Annotated in this window: 16 protein-coding genes; 6 read left to right on the top strand and 10 right to left on the bottom strand. The window is 53.4% G+C overall.

The genetic code is table 11. The features are described from left to right. Positions 1 to 7: 7 nt before the first annotated feature. The 4 genes from jag to rpmH form a co-directional block, all read right to left on the bottom strand. A complete protein-coding gene (gene jag, locus WC903_00700) occupies positions 8 to 631 on the bottom strand; it encodes an RNA-binding cell elongation regulator Jag/EloR (protein MFA5892475.1) in 624 nt (207 codons plus the stop codon). Next, positions 628 to 1,254, bottom strand: a complete 627-nt coding sequence (locus WC903_00695; protein ID MFA5892474.1) for a YidC/Oxa1 family membrane protein insertase — start codon at positions 1,252 to 1,254, stop codon at positions 628 to 630. Before WC903_00695 ends, jag begins: the two co-directional genes overlap by 4 nt. A gap of 55 nt (positions 1,255 to 1,309) precedes the next feature. Next, the gene (gene yidD / locus WC903_00690; protein ID MFA5892473.1) at positions 1,310 to 1,528 is read right to left on the bottom strand and encodes a membrane protein insertion efficiency factor YidD; all 219 of its coding nucleotides are present in this window, start codon (positions 1,526 to 1,528) and stop codon (positions 1,310 to 1,312) included. Between the two features lie 300 nt (positions 1,529 to 1,828). Then, a complete protein-coding gene (gene rpmH / locus WC903_00685; protein MFA5892472.1) occupies positions 1,829 to 1,972 on the bottom strand; it encodes a 50S ribosomal protein L34 in 144 nt (47 codons plus the stop codon). Positions 1,973 to 2,068: 96 nt separating this feature from the next. Between rpmH and dnaA the strand changes: the two genes are divergently transcribed. The 5 genes from dnaA to gyrA all read left to right on the top strand — a co-directional run bounded on the left by dnaA (position 2,069) and on the right by gyrA (position 9,616). Continuing rightward, positions 2,069 to 3,433, top strand: a complete 1,365-nt coding sequence (gene dnaA, locus WC903_00680) for a chromosomal replication initiator protein DnaA (GenBank protein ID MFA5892471.1) — start codon at positions 2,069 to 2,071, stop codon at positions 3,431 to 3,433. A 191-nt stretch (positions 3,434 to 3,624) separates the two neighbouring features. Beyond that, positions 3,625 to 4,764 carry a DNA polymerase III subunit beta gene (dnaN, locus tag WC903_00675; GenBank protein ID MFA5892470.1) on the top strand — a complete coding sequence of 380 codons (1,140 nt, stop codon included), beginning with the start codon at positions 3,625 to 3,627 and terminating at the stop codon, positions 4,762 to 4,764. Beyond that, positions 4,765 to 5,052, top strand: coding sequence for a DUF721 domain-containing protein (locus tag WC903_00670; protein MFA5892469.1), 288 nt, complete (start codon positions 4,765 to 4,767; stop codon positions 5,050 to 5,052). It abuts the gene before it with no gap. Next, positions 5,052 to 7,019 (top strand): DNA topoisomerase (ATP-hydrolyzing) subunit B, encoded by a 1,968-nt coding sequence (gyrB, locus tag WC903_00665; GenBank protein ID MFA5892468.1) that lies wholly within the window; start codon positions 5,052 to 5,054, stop codon positions 7,017 to 7,019. The genes WC903_00670 and gyrB overlap by 1 nt, the downstream gene beginning before the upstream one ends. Continuing rightward, a complete protein-coding gene (gene gyrA / locus WC903_00660) occupies positions 7,016 to 9,616 on the top strand; it encodes a DNA gyrase subunit A (GenBank protein MFA5892467.1) in 2,601 nt (866 codons plus the stop codon). The genes gyrB and gyrA overlap by 4 nt, the downstream gene beginning before the upstream one ends. Here the strand turns inward: gyrA and WC903_00655 are convergent. From WC903_00655 to WC903_00645, 3 genes are all read right to left on the bottom strand, one after another. Then, positions 9,613 to 10,032, bottom strand: a complete 420-nt coding sequence (locus WC903_00655; protein ID MFA5892466.1) for a hypothetical protein — start codon at positions 10,030 to 10,032, stop codon at positions 9,613 to 9,615. The genes gyrA and WC903_00655 overlap by 4 nt on opposite strands. Before the next feature lie 104 nt (positions 10,033 to 10,136). Beyond that, positions 10,137 to 12,554 carry a tetratricopeptide repeat protein gene (locus tag WC903_00650; GenBank protein ID MFA5892465.1) on the bottom strand — a complete coding sequence of 806 codons (2,418 nt, stop codon included), beginning with the start codon at positions 12,552 to 12,554 and terminating at the stop codon, positions 10,137 to 10,139. A gap of 64 nt (positions 12,555 to 12,618) precedes the next feature. Beyond that, complete coding sequence (locus tag WC903_00645) at positions 12,619 to 13,818, bottom strand: tetratricopeptide repeat protein (GenBank protein ID MFA5892464.1); 1,200 nt, start codon at positions 13,816 to 13,818, stop codon at positions 12,619 to 12,621. Between the two features lie 123 nt (positions 13,819 to 13,941). Here WC903_00645 and WC903_00640 point away from each other — a divergent pair, with 123 nt between their 5' ends. Beyond that, positions 13,942 to 14,469 (top strand): GerMN domain-containing protein, encoded by a 528-nt coding sequence (locus tag WC903_00640; GenBank protein MFA5892463.1) that lies wholly within the window; start codon positions 13,942 to 13,944, stop codon positions 14,467 to 14,469. On the opposite strand, the gene gcvPA is transcribed toward WC903_00640, so the two are convergent. The 3 genes from gcvPA to WC903_00625 are packed head-to-tail and all read right to left on the bottom strand — an operon-like array spanning position 14,443 to position 16,325. Continuing rightward, positions 14,443 to 15,657 (bottom strand): aminomethyl-transferring glycine dehydrogenase subunit GcvPA, encoded by a 1,215-nt coding sequence (gene gcvPA, locus WC903_00635; GenBank protein MFA5892462.1) that lies wholly within the window; start codon positions 15,655 to 15,657, stop codon positions 14,443 to 14,445. The two genes, WC903_00640 and gcvPA, sit on opposite strands and share 27 nt — an antisense overlap. Further along, a complete protein-coding gene (gene gcvH, locus WC903_00630) occupies positions 15,654 to 16,028 on the bottom strand; it encodes a glycine cleavage system protein GcvH (GenBank protein MFA5892461.1) in 375 nt (124 codons plus the stop codon). The genes gcvPA and gcvH overlap by 4 nt, the downstream gene beginning before the upstream one ends. Further along, the gene (locus WC903_00625) at positions 16,029 to 16,325 is read right to left on the bottom strand and encodes a hypothetical protein (protein ID MFA5892460.1); all 297 of its coding nucleotides are present in this window, start codon (positions 16,323 to 16,325) and stop codon (positions 16,029 to 16,031) included. Positions 16,326 to 16,329: the final 4 nt, after the last annotated feature.

Raw genomic sequence — 16,329 nt, 5'->3', positions numbered from 1 at the left:
GAACGCCCTATTGCTTCGGGGCGATCACTAATCTCCGGTCTCTCCCCTCGCCACGGCTAACGCTTGTAACATCAGGATTGTCCTTTAAAAACAGATGAATTGCCCTGCGGTCAGCTGGCTCCATTGGAGGCATAACCCGCTCCTTGCCGCTCTCCTTGACCTCGGCAACGACCTCCCCCGCCAGTTTCTCCAGCACATCGACCCTCTTTTGCCGGTAGCCGCCGGCGTCTATGTGAACGCGAACCCTGGCCCCCATTATCTTTCCGACCATGGCTGTTACAACCGTTTCCAACGACTTAAGCATCGCCCCTTCCTTGCCGATGATCCGAGCGATATCCTCCCCCTTTACATCTAAAGTCACGTCCGTTTCTGTTTCCGATTCAATCGAAGCGGCGGCCATTAATTCCATCTTATCTAAAATCGCCTGAAGAGCTATCCTCGCTTCTTCCGCCGCGCCTTCCTTTAACCCTACTTCGACCTCGGCCTCTGCTCCACCAATGATCCCCATGACCGCCGGCCGCCCCTCACTAATCACCCTGACACTGACCGCCTCCTTGGCAACCCCCAAGACCGAACAAGCCGCCGCAACCGCGTCGTCAACGTTTTTTCCCTTCATAACTACATTTTTCATAATTCCCTCCTACTTTTAACCTTTTGCGTCATAATATAGGCCTGTTGGGCCCAACCCATCATATTTGAAACGATCCAGTAGATCTGGACCCCGGCCGCGAAGTTATAACTGATAAAAGCAATAAATATCGGCATAAAATAGAGCATCATTTGACTTTGTCCTGGCGCTTGCGGCATAGACTTCTGCGATAGCCAGGTGCTAACGCCGATCAATATCGGCAAGATAAACAGATGGTCCGGCTTGGAGATGTCGTTGATCCATCCCGGGATAAAACCGACGTTTGTCCCAATAATAGCGGTAAACTCCTTGCTTTGTAGCGCCCAAAATAGCGTTAGAAAGAAAGGGAGCTTCAAAAGGACCGGCAGACAACCCCCCAAGGGGTTTACGCCTTCAGCTTTATACAAGCCCATCGTCTCTTTTTGGAGGGCCGCTGGGTCATCCTTGTGCTTTTTCTGTAATTCCTGAATTTTTGGCTGAACCTTCTGCATTGCCGCCATCTGTTGTATAGATGATAAGGTAAGGGGGTAGAGGGCCACATTAACGGCAATAGTCAACCATATTATTGCTAAACCGTAGTTGTGACCACCTATCGCATAGAAGAACTTGAGGACCTCCAGCATCATATCAACTAAATAGTTCACTTTAGCTCCTTATTAACTGTTTCACGTGGAACATCGATCAAGGGACCGGATCAAACCCGCCAGGAAAATATTGATTGCACCTTATTAAGCGTTTTAACGCCAAATATAAGCCAATAATTAAACCGTGCTTCTGGATCGCCTCAATGGCGTAGCTGGAACAGGTCGGGTAGTAGCGACAACTCATGCCAAAAATTCTCGGTTTCACTTTTTGGTATATAGTCAACAAATATATAACTACCCGGCTAAACAAGCCCATTTCCTAAGTGCCTTTTCGATCTCTTCGCCTTGGACCTCGCCGGGGTACATCCCCCTTGGAAACATTACCATATCTATATTTTTCCCAATCTTACGCCTATTATTGGCATAATAGCCAATGATAGTCCGTCTGATTCTGTTTCTGGTTACCGCTGAACCGAGCGACTTGGGACAAACTACCACCACCCGTGGAGTATTGAGTTGATTTAGTTCGGCAACTATTCGGAGTAGGGGTGAGGTAAAGGTTAGCTGTTTTCTTTTCAGGATCGCTTGTATTTCGCGGTTCCTACTTATCCTCTCGCTATTTGGGAGCAAGCAGCTTCCTGCCTTTGCGGCGCCGGTTGGCGATGACCCTTTTGCCGCCTTTGGTCCGCATCTTCACCAGGAAACCGTGGGTGGATTTGCGACTTCTGGCGTGGGGCTGGAAGGTTCTTTTTGTAGACATGCTGTTCTCCTTGTTATTCATTATACAGACTTTTATCTCGTCCTGTCAATCGTGATTTATTTGTGATATACTGATTTTCCTTTCAAAGTAACTCACATGACAGAAGTTGATATCAATGCGATCTGGAATCAGGTCCTCCCTTTGCTCGAGAAGAGCCTCAATCGGCCGATCTTCGAGGCCCTGATCTCATCCACCAAGCCGCTCGGCCTGGCCGCCGGCCGTTTTACCGTAGCCGTCCCTAATCGGGTAGTTAAAGAGTGGCTCTCGCAATATTGCGTGACCTTACTCGAGGTTGAACTGCGCGTTTTTCTCCCTGAGCTATTAACGGTCGAGTTCGCCGTCGGCTCGGAAGATCTTTTCACGACGCCGCTTTTTGAGCCGGCCGGCCCGCCGGTCAAGCGGACGCCGCAGCCGATCAACCAGTATCTCAATACCCGCTATACCTTCGAGACTTTTGTGGTCGGGCATGGGAACCGCTTCGCGCACGCGGCCGCCCTGGCCGTATCCGAAAGTCCCGCCACCGCCTACAATCCTTTCTTCCTGTACGGCGGAGTAGGGCTGGGGAAGACCCATTTGATGCAGGCGATCGGCCATCGCGTCCTGCTCAAGCATCCCAACACCAAGATCCTCTACACTACCTCCGAGACTTTCACCAACGAACTGATCAACTCCATCCGCGACGACAAAACAACCCAGTTCCGCAACAAATACCGCAACATCGACGTCCTGATGGTCGACGACGTCCAGTTCATCGCCGGCAAGGAGCGGACCCAGGAAGAGTTTTTCCACACCTTCAACGCCCTGTATGAGTCCAACAAACAGATCGTGGTCAGCTCCGACCGCCCGCCGAAAGAGATGACCACGCTCGAAGAACGGCTCCGCTCGCGCTTTGAGTGGGGGTTGACCACCGATATCCAGCCGCCTGATTTTGAGACCAGGATCGCCATCCTGAAAAAGAAGGCCGACTTGAGCGGCATCATCATCTCCGACGAGATCCTCTCGTTCATTGCCAGCAAGGTCATCTCTAATATCCGCAAGCTCGAGGGAGCCCTGATCCGGGTCGTTGCTTTCGCCTCCCTTAATAACAGCGAGATCGACCTGCCGCTCGTCGATCGGGTACTCAAAGATGTCTCCACCTCGGCCGGCGAGGGGTTAAATATTTCCATTGATATCATTAAAAAGGCTTCGGCCGAGCATTTTGGCGTCCGCCTCGAGGACCTGTCCGCCAAGATCCGGACCGCGAACATCGCGCTGGCCCGCCAGACCGCCATGTACCTGGCCAGGACCCTGACCGCCGCCTCTTTGCCGAAGATCGGGGCCGAATTTGGCGGGCGCGACCATACCACGGTCCTCCACGCCTGCGAAAAGATCAGGCAGGCGCTTAAAGCCCGGGCCGAGATCGCCGATGCCATAAAAATGATCACGGCCAACGTTAAGAAGTTCACAGCCTCGCCTGTGTAGAAGTCTGTCCCGTAAACTTATCTACACATTTATCAAGTGGCTGTGGAGAAAGAGGGGAATCTTTTCTTGTCCGGTCAACTAGAAAGCGACTTATCAACATTTCCACGCCCTCTATTATTACTATCTTTTTTATATTATAATAATATAGGAAAGAAAACTTGTTGATAAAAACCGGTAAGGGGGTTTAGTACATGGAATTCAGTTGTGAGAAAAAAGAATTGCAGGCCGGAGTGAATACAGTGGAGAAAATTGTCGCGACCCGCAGCACCTTACCGATCATCGGCAACATCCTATTTGAAGCGGTTAAATCAGGTTTAAAACTTTCCGCCAATAATCTGGAAATAGGAATGGAACTGAACCTTCACGCCAAGGTAGAGAAAGAAGGGGCGGTCCTCTTGCCGGCCAAGACCTTGAGCGGGTTGGTCGCCAAATTGCCGGAAGCCGTCGTCAGCGTCAAATTAGGTGAGAACGGGACCGTGCGCATCAGTTATAACCAATCACACTTCACCTTGAATTCACTCCCACCAGATGAGTTTCCCTCCTTACCCAAGGTCAAGGAGGGGAAGACCATTGCCGTTGATCCGGAGGTCTTCGCGGAAATGATCAAGCAGACGATTTTTGCCGTTTCGACTAGTGAAGATAAATATGTTCTGACCGGTGTTTTGCTGGAAATAGGGAAAAGCGGGCAAGCGGGAGACACCTCTAATATTCGCTTGGTCGCGACCGATGGCTATCGCCTGGCCAAGAGCGGGAAAAAGATCGAAGTGAAGGGGGACCAGGCGGCCAGCGTCATTATTCCTTCTAAGGCCCTGGTCGAACTGGCCAAAAGGCTGGAGAACAGCGATAAAGAAACCCTCAAGGTCACGGTCGCTAACGACCAGATCAGTTTCAAGCTGGGAGAGTACTACCTGGTCTCGCGCTTGATCCAGGGGCAGTTCCCCGATTACAAGCAGGTCATACCGAAAAAGAGCGCGACCAGGGTCGTTTTGAACAACAAGGATTTCCTGAAAGCGGCGGAGCGGGCGGCGGTCATCGCAGCCGGCTCCGCTAACGTGACCTCCTTCGAAGTCAAAGGCGGCAAGATGAACATTACCGCCAATACGCCCGACGTGGGAAGCGTCAGCGAATTATTATCGGCCGAAGTGAAGGGGAGTGAAAAAGCGCGCGCCTCCTTCAACGTCCGGCTGATCACGGACGTTCTTGGGGTGATCGGCCAGGAAAAAGTTGTGCTGGAGCTGGGTGAGGGGCTAAGCCCCGGCGTCATCAAACCGGAAGATAACGAAGATTATCTCTACATTGTTATGCCGATCAGGACACAAGAGGTAGCTTAATTGCCGCAGAGACTCGCGTCTATTATTCAAGGTTTAGATAGCGGCGTGGCCGCGGCGATCAAGAATTGCCAGCTAACATCGTTGTGGGCGGAGGTGGTCGACGAGCGCCTCCGGCGCCACACCGACGCGGTCAAGATCAAGGAGCGGGTCCTCTATGTGGCCGCGACCAATAGCGTCTGGGCAAGCGAACTGACTTACCTCAAAAAAGAGCTGATCGAAAAATTCAACAGGCTGGCCGGAGAAGGGGCCATCCGGGACATTAAGTTCAAAACGATGGAGGTAAATTAATGGCGAAGGGGAAGGGCGGTTCAGATTACGACGCGTCTAAAATAAAGATCCTGGGCGGGATCGAAGCGGTCCGGATGCGCCCGGGGATGTATATCGGCACGACCGGCAAACCGGGCCTGCATCATTTGATCTACGAAGTGGTCGACAACAGCGTGGACGAAGCGCTGGCCGGGCACTGCGACAAGATCCGCGTCACGATACACAAGGACAACTCGGTCAGCGTCGAGGATAACGGCCGCGGCATCCCGTTCGACCTCCATCCGGAGACCAAGCGGCCGGCGGCCGAAGTAGTGCTGACCACCCTCCATGCCGGCGGCAAGTTCGGCGACTCGGTCTACAAGGTCTCCGGCGGGCTGCACGGCGTCGGCGTCTCGGTCGTCAACGCTCTTTCCGACTGGATGGAAGTGGAGATCTACCGCGACGGCCGAATGTACCACCAGCGTTTCGAGACCGGCAAGCCGGGCAAGGAGAAGATCACCCCCGCCAAGGATAAAGAGCGGAACGGCACGACCGTCACTTTCCACCCGGACAAGACCATATTTGACGACATTGAATTCGAATTTGAGACCGCCAAGCACCGTTTGCAGGAAGTGGCCTTTCTGAATAAAGGGCTGACGATCGTTTTGGCCGACGAACGCGAGAAAGAAAAATTAGAAGAAGAATATCATTATGACGGCGGGATCGTCGAATTCGTGACCAGCCTGAGCCGAGGGAAGGAAGCGCTCTACGCTCCGCCCGCGTACTGCACTGGGGAAAAAGACAATGTTTTTGTCGAAGTCGCGGTCCAACACCTTAAAGATTATTACGACGAGAATGTTTATTCTTACGTCAACTGCATCCGGACCAGGGAAGGGGGTACCCACCTGGTCGGCTTTAAATCGGCGCTGACCAAGGCGATCAATTCATACGCTAAAAAGAACAATATGTTGAAGGAGAATGAAGCGCTGGCCGGTGAGGACGTGCGCGAGGGTTTAACCGCGGTCATTAACCTGCGCATTCCATCGCCGCAGTTCGAAGGCCAGACCAAGACCAAGCTGGGGAACAGCGAGGTCAAGGGGCTGGTCGACTCGATCGTGGCGGATGGGCTGGGGCTTTACCTTGACAAGAACCCGGCGGCCGGCCGGGCGATGATCGAAAAATCGCTGTTGGCTTACCGGGTCCGCGCCGCGGCCCGCAAGGCGCAGGAGCTGGAACGGAAAAAATCGGCGCTCGACACGGCGATGTTGCCGGGGAAGCTGGCCGATTGTTCTGAATCGGACCCGGCCAAATGCGAAGTCTTCATAGTTGAGGGGGACAGCGCCGGCGGCTCGGCCAAGCAGGGGCGGGACCGGCGATTCCAGGCGATCCTGCCGCTCAAGGGGAAGATCCTGAACGTGGAAAAAGCGCGGCTGGATAAGATCCTGGCCAACAACGAGATCCGGACGCTGATCACCGCGATCGGCCCCGGCTGCATCGCGGCCCTGAAAGGCGACGGGAACGGAGAGTCGGAGGTGGAGTTAACTCCCGATGAACTGAAAAAGCGCCTGCGCTACCATAAGATAATCCTTCTCTGCGACGCCGACGTTGACGGCGCCCATATTCGCACCCTGATCATGACCTTCTTCTACCGCTACGCCCGCGAATTGGTCGAGAACGGCCATCTTTATATCGCTCAACCGCCGCTGTACTTACTGAAGAAGGGTAAAGCGCAGCACTGGCTCCACTCCGACAAAGAGCTGGAGACTAAAATGAAGGAGATCGGCCGGGAAGGGACCAGCCTCCAGCGCTATAAAGGGTTAGGTGAAATGAACCCCGAACAACTCTGGGAGACGACCCTTAACCCGGAGACGCGGACCATGCTACAGGTCCAACTGGAAGACGCCGAAGTGGCGGACAACATTTTCACCGTGCTGATGGGCTCCGAAGTGGAGCCGCGCCGGGCCTTTATCGAAAAACACGCTAAAGATGTCAAGAGGTTAGACGTATGATCAGAAGAAAAAAGTTCAAGGAAACGGCCGCGGCCGAGCCGGCGACTGAGCCGATCTTCCGGGCCAACGTTATGCCGACGACGATCGAGCACGAAATGAAGACCTCCTACATCGATTACGCGATGTCGGTCATCGTCGGCCGCGCTTTGCCGGACGTGCGCGACGGCTTTAAACCGGTCCACCGCCGGATCCTCTTTGCCATGGACGAGCTGGGACTGCAGCCGGGCAAGCCGCATAAGAAATCGGCCCGCGTCGTCGGGGAAGTCCTCGGTAAGTACCACCCGCACGGCGACTCGGCCGTTTACGAAGCGATGGTCCGGATGGCCCAGGATTTTTCGCTCCGCTACCCGCTGGTCGATGGCCAGGGGAACATGGGGAGCGTCGACGGCGACTCGGCGGCGGCCATGCGCTATACCGAAGCCAGGCTTTCCAAGCTCGCCGTCGAGATGCTGGCCGACCTGGACAAGGAGACGGTCAACTTTGGCCCTAACTTTGACGAATCGCTACAGGAACCGCTCGTCCTCCCGTCCCGCATTCCCAACTTGCTGGTCAACGGCTCTTCCGGTATCGCGGTCGGGATGGCGACCAATATCCCGCCGCACAACCTGACCGAAGTGATCGATGGCCTGGTCGCGCTGGCGGATAACCCGGAGACGACGCTCGAAGCCATACAAAAAATCGTGACCGGGCCCGACTTCCCGACCGGCGGCCTGATCTGCGGCCGGCAGGGGATCAACGACGCGTACACGACCGGACGGGGGTTGCTGACCCTGCGCGCCCGCTACGACCTGGAACGGGTCAAGAACAACAAGGAAGCGATCATTGTCACCGAGATACCGTATCAGGTCAACAAAGCGGAGACGATCGAACAGATCGCCGAGCTGGTCAAGGATAAGAAGATCCAGGGGATCTCCGACCTGCGCGACGAATCCGACCGCGACGGGATGCGCATTTACATTGAGCTGAAGCGCGACGCTTCGCGCGAGGTGGTCCTCAACCAGCTTTTCAAGCACTCTAACCTGCAAGTTACCTTTGGCGTCAACATGCTGGCCCTGGTCGGCGGCCAGCCCAAACTGCTCAACCTCCGCGAGATGATGGCCGAGTACCTTAAGCACCGCGAAGAGGTCGTGACCCGGCGGACAAAATACGAATTGCGCCGGGCGGAAGAACAAGCGCATATCCTGGAAGGGTTGGTTATCTGCGTCTCCAATATCGACGCGATCGTTAACCTGATCAAGAAGTCGAAGAGCGTCGATGATGCCCGCGAAGCGCTGATCGATAAATTTGATCTTTCCAAAATTCAGGCGCAGGCGATCCTCGACCTCAAGCTGCAGCGCCTGACCGCCCTGGAAAGACTTAAGATCGAAGAAGAACTGAAGGCGCTTAAAAAGCTGATCGGCGAGCTCAAGGAGATCCTGGCCAGCCGCAAAAAGCTCCTCGCCCTGGTCAAGAAGGAGCTCCTCGAGGTCAAGGAAAAGTACGGCGACAAGCGGCGGACCGAGATCAGCGCGCCGGCCGAGGACGTTAACATCGAGCAACTTATCCCGGAAATGGAAGTGGCGGTGCTGATCACCCGCGATGGTTACGTCAAGCGGGTGCCGGTCTCGTCGTTCAAGTCACAACTGCGCGGCGGGCGCGGCGTGGCCGGGATGAGCACGCGGGAAGAGGATGAGATAGAGAATATTTTCACCGCCTCCACGCATGCCTTTGTCCTCTTCTTCTCCAACCGGGGGAGGGTGTATAAATTAAAGGTTTACGATCTGCCGGAGGCCAGTCGTTCCGGCAAAGGCCAGGCCATTGCTAATGTTTTACAGGTGGAACAGGGCGAGTCGGTCACCTCCGCGGTCGCGGTCAGCGACTTTGAGAAAAAATCTTTCCTGATGATGGCGACCAAGAACGGCATGGTCAAGAAAGTGCCGGTAGAAGATTTCGCCAATATTCGCCGCTCCGGCATCATTGCCATCAAGTTGAAGGAAGGGGACGAGCTCCGCTGGGTCCAGGAGACCGACGGCAAACGCGAAGTTATCCTTGGCGCGGAGAGCGGTCTGATGATCCGCTTCTCGGAAAAAGTTGTCCGGCCGATGGGCCGGACCGCGGCCGGGGTCCGCGGTATCCGCCTGCAAAAGAAGGACGCGGTCGTTTCGATGGACGTCCTCAACGACGGCGGCGACCTGCTAGTCATCTCGCGCGGCGGTTTCGGCAAGAGGATGAAACTGGACGAGTTCTCCGCCCAGAACCGGGGGGGCAAAGGACATATCGCCATTAAGCTCCGCGACAATGACACGGTTTCCCAGATGAAGATCATCCACGGGAGCGACGAACTTCTCTTTGTCAGCGCCCGCGGGACGATGAGCCGGCAAAAGGCGAGCGGCATCTCCGCCCAGGGGCGCTACGCCAAAGGGGTGCGCATCCAGCGGGTTGATGAAGGGGATTATATCGTTGACGTGGCGAGCATCATCTCCAACGAAGAAGCGGCCGAAGTGCTCGAGCAGGCGCTGGAGACGGAGCAGGAGCGGAAAGAAGAGATGCTCCAGAAGATCAAAGAAGAGCGGGCCCAACTCCCGATCAAGCGGACGAGACGGCGCAAAAAAGATTAGTTTTTGATCTGGGCGACAATAGCGAGGATCGCTTTTTTGTCCAGATAACCGTCATGTTTCCGGAAGAGACGGCCGGCTGGGGTCAGAAAGACCACGGCCGGAGTGCCGCTCACGCCATAAAACTCGGCCATTTGCGGCTCGGCTTCCACGTTGATCAGCCGGAAGGTCGCTGTTCCCCGAGCCTCTTTATTCAACTCATTCGAAACAAAAACCGCCAGGTCCGACTCCCCGTCCTCGGGCTGGTAGAGGGTGAGGACTTTGGGCAGGCCGGCCTTGACCTCGACGATCGCGACCGGCTTGGGCTCCTCGACCGGTTGGATAGGGGCGGCCGGTTGTGAACCGCGCAGGAAATAAACGCCGAACGCCAGGATGGCGGCGAGGACGACGACCATAATGACCCAATTGATAGTTTTCATTTTATCCTCCAGGAAACTTATTGCGCCGTTATTATAGCATTGAGAAATTAAATTTGGTAGCTTTCATGAGCAGCGAAAAAGAGGATGCTTATCAAACTCCAAGCCTAAGGGTGAGGGGCATCTAACCCCAGCTCTTTCGCCCGCTTAAAACATTTTTCCGCTTCATCTAAGTTTCCTTGCTTTTTAAGCACATTCCCCTTATTGAACCAAGCCTCAGCTTCGTTAGGATTAATCTCCAGGGCTTTATTGTAAGCCCTAATTGCTTCATTTAATTTCCCTTGGTTAGCAAACACATCTCCTTTATGGAACCAGGCATGAGCAAGATTAGGATCAATTTCCAAGGCTTTATCGAGCGCTTCAAGCGCTTCAGTTAATTTCCCTTGTTTTTTAAACGTAACTCCTTTTCCTGTCCAGGCAACAGTATCGTTGGGGTTGATTTCCAAAGCTTTATTGAGAGCTTCAAGCGCTTCAGTAGGCTTTCCTTGTTTGAGAAGGACAGCCCCCTTACCGCTCCAGGCTTCAGCATAATTAGGATTAATTTCCAAAGCTTTATCGAGGGCTTCGAGCGCTTCCGGGAACTTTCCTTGTTTGGCAAGGACAACTCCCTTACTGCTCCAGGCCTCAGCGTCATTAGGATTAATTTCCAGCGCTTTATTGTAGGCTTCGAACGCTTCCGGGAGTTTTCCTTGCGCGACAAGTCCCCCTCCCTTATTGTTCCAGGCATCAGCATAATTAGGATTAATTTCCAGGGCTTTATTGAAAGCCTCAAGCGCTTCCGGGAACTTTCCTTGTTTGGCAAGGACAACTCCCTTATTGTTCCAGGCATCAGCATAATTAGGATTAATTTCCAGCGCTTTATTGTAGGCTTCCAGAGCTTCAGTAAGCTTTCCTTGCTTGGCAAGGACAATTCCCTTACCGCGCCAGGCCTCAGCGTAATTAGGATTAATCTCCAGCACTTTATTGAAAGCTTCAAGCGCTTCAATGAATTTTCCTTGCTTGGCGAGCGCAACTCCCTTGTTACGCCAAGCTTCAAGCGCTTCCGGGCGTTTTCCTTGCGCGAAAAGGACAGCCCCTTTATTGCTCCAGGCCTCAGCATCATTAGGATTAATTTCCAGTGCTTTATCAAGGGCTCCCAGCGCTTCCGAGAGGTTTTCTCGCTTGAGAAGGACAACCCCCTTGCCGTTCCAGGCCGCAGCAAAATTAGGATCAATTTCCAGCGCTTTATTGACGGCTTCCAGGGCTTCAGTAAGCTTTCCTTGTCTTTGAAGCGTTGCCCCCTTGCAGTTCCAGGCCGCAGCACAATTAGGATCAATTTCCAGCGCTTTATTGACGGCGTCGAGCGCTTCCGGGATTTTTCCTTGCTCGGCGAGTGACGCTCCTTCGTTGTTATAATGTAAAGCAATGCTTTCTCGGTCAGTGCCGGCGCCTGTTGCCGTTGGTTCGAAAGTTAGTTGTTGGGATTGTTGAAAGACGGTCAAAATTTTTGCTCGTTTAATTGGATCCTTAATCATTCTCCTTATTTTCTCTTCGACAGTCGGCACAAAGGTTAAAATTTCTTCGTTAGGGTTAATAAAAAATGCTTGCCATGAAGCATCAGTTTCCCCCAAAATCTTTAAGAGATTTCTTCTGGCAACAACGGTTTTTACTGCGTCCAATTTATATTTCTGTCCTCTCAGGTTAGCGATTGTATAAGCATGGGAGGGGACTGTTTTTCCATTCGTGTGAGCTTCAAACCCAGCAGCGCGAAGGAGAGAAACCAAAAGATGGCTGTATTCAAGACAGGCCGCCACCCGATCCGGCGGAGGCGAGCCGATTAACTCTTTGGGCAAAAGATCTCCGTATTTTCTTCTTAAGGGGGCAAGAAGACCAAAATCGAGAGGGAGGGCCAGCCCGCCTTCTTTAATGGTCAGCCCGCGATAACTTACGCCGTTGACCGTAAAACTTTGAGAGGGAGGAATAACCGCCCTAAATAAAAGAATGGCCTTGTCCAGTTCGGTCTGAGGCTGGAATTTTTTAAAAAGCTGAAGGACAAAGTCTTTTATTTCAGCTCTTTCTTCGAAGGGATCTTCCAAGCCGGCCCGGTGCAAATCCTGAATGACTGGACGGTAGGCTGGGCGATGGTTGAAAACCTCTTCAAAGAGCTCCTCGGCTTCTACAAAGTCGTTCTTCTTCCCCACGTTTCCGTCAACCTTCATTGTTAATGAGTTGTAATCTGACGCCAGTTTCTTGCCTGCTTTGGGACAGGGCAGCCCCAAGCCCCCAAAAAGTGCGTCGCTCAGGGAGCCCCCTGGGCATAAGGCTGCTTTTGGCTTTTCTGCTTGGCGAGCAGGAGGCGCTCCTTTGTGACAGGCCAAAGTTGTACAAGACGCAAGAAACAGCGCCCGCCAAGCCCGACTCATACCTGTCGGTTTTTTAAAATTAATATTCATCTTTTCCTCCTCCCATTTCCCAGACAAGTTATCGTTGACTTCCTTGACAAGGTTTGCACTGAATTTGCAAAGAGAATATTTATCAAAGTCCAAGCCTACGGGCGAGGGGCATCCAGCCCCAGCTCTTTAGCCCGCTTAAAACATCTTTCCGCTACAGCTATTTTTTCTCTTGCTTACGACGCACAAGTCTTTTATTGATCCAGGCATTAAGAAAATCAGGATTAATTTCCAGTGCTTTATCGTAGGCTTCGAGCGCTTCCGGGATTTTTCCTTGCTCGGCGAGTACCACTCCTTCGGAGTTATAATGGTCAGCAATGCTTTCTCGGTCGGTGTCGGCTTCTGTAACTGTTGGCTCGAAAACCAATTGTTGAGATTGTTTAAAAACGATCAAAATTTTTGCTTGTTTAATTGGATCTTTAATCCTTCGCCTTATTTCTTTTTCAACAATCCGCCTAGAGCCAAAGAGTACAGTTTCTTCGTTAGGATTAATAAAAAATACTTGCCAGGAAGCATCCGGTTCCCCAAGAATCTCTATGAGCTTTCTTCTAGCAACGCCTTTGCTGCCTTTGAGCGTGTCCAATTTGTATTTCTGTCCTCCCAGGTTAGCGATGGTATAAACATGGCGGCCGACTGATTTTCCATTCGCGTGGGCTTCAATTCCCGCGGCGCGAAGGAGGGAGACCAAAAGGTGGCTGTATTCAAGGCAAACCGCGACTCTCTCTTCTGGAGAAGCCGCAATCAATTCCTTGGGTAAAAGAGAACCATGTTTTTTCCTCAAAGGGGCGTTCCACTCCATATTGAAGGGAATAGCCAGCCCATTTTCTTCCGTGCGAAGTCCATAATAGGGGCCCCCCCCAACCTCAAAACTTTCGGAAGGAGGAATAACTGCCCTAAATAGAAGAATAGCTTTGTCCAGTTCGGTTTGAGGGCGAAATTTATTAAAAAGCCGCAAAACGTAATCTTTTATTTCAGTCCGTTCTTCGAGAGGATCCTCTAGTCCGGCCCGATACAATTCCTGAATGACTGGACGGTATACTGGACGATTATCAAAAACTTCTTGAAAAAGCTCCTCGGCTTCTACAAGGCCGTTCTTCTTCCCTATATTTCCATCAACCTTTCTTGTTAGTGAGTTGTAATCTGACGGCAGTTCCTTGCCTGCTTTAGGGCAGGGAAGTTCCAAGCCCCTAAAAAGCGCTGAAGTCAAGGAGTCCCCCGGACATGAGGGTTTTTCGGAACTTAATGGTTTTTCCGGCGGAGGAGGGGGAGGCGCCTTTCTGCAACAGGCGAAAGCCGTTCCAGACGCAAGAAGCAGGGGCCACAAAACTCTGACGTTAATTGATTTTCTAAAAAGCATCATTGTTTTTCCCCTCCCATTTCTCTCGCAAGTAGTTATCTTTGCCTTCTTGGCTAAATTTCAATGATTTATGGAGGGGCTTATTTTATTGAGTTTCGGGGAAGCTCCCGCTATAATGATATGCTAGTGAAAAGAAAAACAAAAAAGAGAGCGCAAAAGAATCTTTACTACATCGCACTGGTAGGACTGGCTATCGTCGGCCTGGCCTTCCTAGCCTGGACCAATCTCTCCGTGGAAAAGAAAAATCCGGTCGTCAGGGCGCATTTCTTTAAGGGCGAAAAACTGATCGCCGTTGAACGGCCGCTAAAGCCCGATACCCCGCCGCTCAAGCAGGCGATCGAAGCGCTGCTGGCGGGACCGACCCCGCAGGAGGCGGCTGAGGGAATTACGACGCAGCTGCCGGCCGGGGTCAAGATCAGGTCGATCAAGGCGGAAAGGGATATTGCCATCATCGATTTCAGCGGCCGGCTCGAGGCTTACGGCGGCGGCTCAAATCGGGTCGAGGGGCTGGTGGCGCAAATAGTTTATACCGCCACGGCGGTCCCGGGGATCAGTAAGGCTTGGATCTGGCTGGCCGGGGAGAAAGAAGTGGTGCTGGGCGGGGAAGGGTTGGTCCTGGACAAACCGTTAGGCCGCGGCGAGCTCGCTTATTAATTTATCCAGAGCCTCTTTTTTTACCGTTTCATTCACGCAGAGCAACCGGCAACCTTTAAGCTCGGGATAATATTCGTCCAGCGCCAGGCCAAAAGGCCGCGCGGTCCTGACCACGAATTCCTGGAAGATCGGCGTGCCTGGAAAGGGGAGTTTAGCGGCCGGTAGGGCCCGGCGGACATAGTTCGCTTTCTGCAAGCAGAGCTCCGCGACTTTCTTTAACCCCGACTTCCCCAGCAGAGAAAGGTACACTGTTGCGGTTAAGGCGCAAAGCGCTTCGTTGCTGCAAATGTTAGAGGTCGCCCGTTCGCGGCGGATATGCTGTTCGCGTGTCGCCATGGTCAGAACAAAGGCTTTTTTCCCGTCGACATCGACCGTCCCGCCGACGATCCGCCCCGGCATCTGGCGCAAATACTTGTTTTTAGTCGCCAAGATCCCCAGCCCTGGCCCGCCGAAACTGACCGGGCTCCCCAGCGGCTGTCCCTCGCCGACGACAAGGTCGGCCCCCGCGGCGCCAGGGGGCTGCAGCAGTCCGAGCGAAATCGGGTTCGCGGCCACTATGAAGATAGCCCCTGCTTCATGGGTCTTTTTGGCCAACGGGCTAACTGCCTCAATGTGCCCAAAGAAGTTAGGTTGTTGGAGGATGAAGCAGGCGAGGTCGTTCGTGATTCGTGATTCGTGATTCGTGGCCCCAGTTTTCTGGTCATATGGCAACTCGACCAACTCAAGATCGGCCGCGTTACAGTAGGTTTGCAAAACCTGGCGATAATGCGGATTGACGGTCCGGGCAACGGCGATCTTTTTCTTCCCGGTGATACGGCAGGCCATGAAAGCGGCTTCCGCTAAGGCGGTCGCCCCGTCATACATCGAAGCATTGGCGACATCAAGGCCGGTCAGTTCACAGACCATCGATTGATACTCGTAAATGGCCTGCAAGGTCCCTTGGCTCGCTTCCGGCTGATAAGGGGTATAGGCGGTATAAAATTCTGCCCGGCCGACCAGATGCCTCAACGCGCTAGGGATAAAATGATGATAAGCACCAGCGCCGAGGAAGTTATAGGTGGTGGAATTACGTTCGCCCAGCGCCGCCATCTCGGCCAGTAGCTCCGGCTCGCTCAGCGGGGGCGGGAGGTCCAACGGCTTTTTCAGGCGGCTCGAGGCGGGAATATCGGCCCAGAGGTCGCCGCTCACTTTAAGATCTTTTGATAATCGGCGGCGGAGAGAAGCGCGTTCACCTCCGCGGGATCAGACATCTCCACTTTGATGATCCACCCCTCGCCGTAGGGGGAATCATTGACTAACTGCGGTTTTCCATCGAGGGCGTCATTGCGGGCGACGATTTTGCCGGAAACAGGAGTATACAGGCTGGAGACCGATTTGACCGACTCGGCCACACCGAACTCCTGCCTTGCCTTGAACTCCTTGCCGAGCGGGGGGAGCTCGACGTAAACGATATCCCCCAGGGAATCCTGCGCGTAGTGGGTAATGCCGATCGTGGCGATCCGGCCGTCGGCCTTGACCCACTCGTGTTCTTTGCTGTATTTTAAATTATCCGGATACATCTAATCCTCCAGTTGGTTGACCTTGACCCGGCTATAGCCGAAGATCAGGCCGGCGACAATGACGCGGGCCAGGCTATCCCAGAGCCGGTCGTAGAGCATTTTTTTCTGGTAGAACATATCCATCATCGGTTCCCCGCTCTGGTCGACCGGGGCGTCCGTTGCCCGCGCGAGAGAAACCGTGGTGGTGTTGTTCATGGCCAGGCCGACGGTCGCGCTGGTCAGATCGACCACCCCCCACAGGAGGACGAAAAGAGAGACGAGGCAGATGATATAGTAATAGGTTTTTTTGAGGTCCATTACT

It is taken from the genome of Candidatus Margulisiibacteriota bacterium, assembly GCA_041658645.1.
GTDB lineage: Bacteria > Margulisbacteria > WOR-1 > O2-12-FULL-45-9 > XYB2-FULL-48-7 > JBAZZV01.
Note: the sequence above shows the minus strand (reverse complement) of the source record. Positions and strands in the feature narration are given on the sequence as shown.

Bases quoted from the DNA above. Each gene is read 5' to 3' on its own strand.
- jag (MFA5892475.1), bottom strand. From the start codon at position 631: ATGAAAAATGTAGTTATGAAGGGAAAAAACGTTGACGACGCGGTTGCG.
- WC903_00695 (MFA5892474.1), bottom strand. From the start codon at position 1,254: ATGATGCTGGAGGTCCTCAAGTTCTTCTATGCGATAGGTGGTCACAAC.
- yidD (MFA5892473.1), bottom strand. From the start codon at position 1,528: ATGGGCTTGTTTAGCCGGGTAGTTATATATTTGTTGACTATATACCAA.
- rpmH (MFA5892472.1), bottom strand. From the start codon at position 1,972: ATGTCTACAAAAAGAACCTTCCAGCCCCACGCCAGAAGTCGCAAATCC.
- dnaA (MFA5892471.1), top strand. From the start codon at position 2,069: ATGACAGAAGTTGATATCAATGCGATCTGGAATCAGGTCCTCCCTTTG.
- dnaN (MFA5892470.1), top strand. From the start codon at position 3,625: ATGGAATTCAGTTGTGAGAAAAAAGAATTGCAGGCCGGAGTGAATACA.
- gyrB (MFA5892468.1), top strand. From the start codon at position 5,052: ATGGCGAAGGGGAAGGGCGGTTCAGATTACGACGCGTCTAAAATAAAG.
- gyrA (MFA5892467.1), top strand. From the start codon at position 7,016: ATGATCAGAAGAAAAAAGTTCAAGGAAACGGCCGCGGCCGAGCCGGCG.
- WC903_00655 (MFA5892466.1), bottom strand. From the start codon at position 10,032: ATGAAAACTATCAATTGGGTCATTATGGTCGTCGTCCTCGCCGCCATC.
- WC903_00645 (MFA5892464.1), bottom strand. From the start codon at position 13,818: ATGATGCTTTTTAGAAAATCAATTAACGTCAGAGTTTTGTGGCCCCTG.
- gcvH (MFA5892461.1), bottom strand. From the start codon at position 16,028: ATGTATCCGGATAATTTAAAATACAGCAAAGAACACGAGTGGGTCAAG.
- WC903_00625 (MFA5892460.1), bottom strand. From the start codon at position 16,325: ATGGACCTCAAAAAAACCTATTACTATATCATCTGCCTCGTCTCTCTT.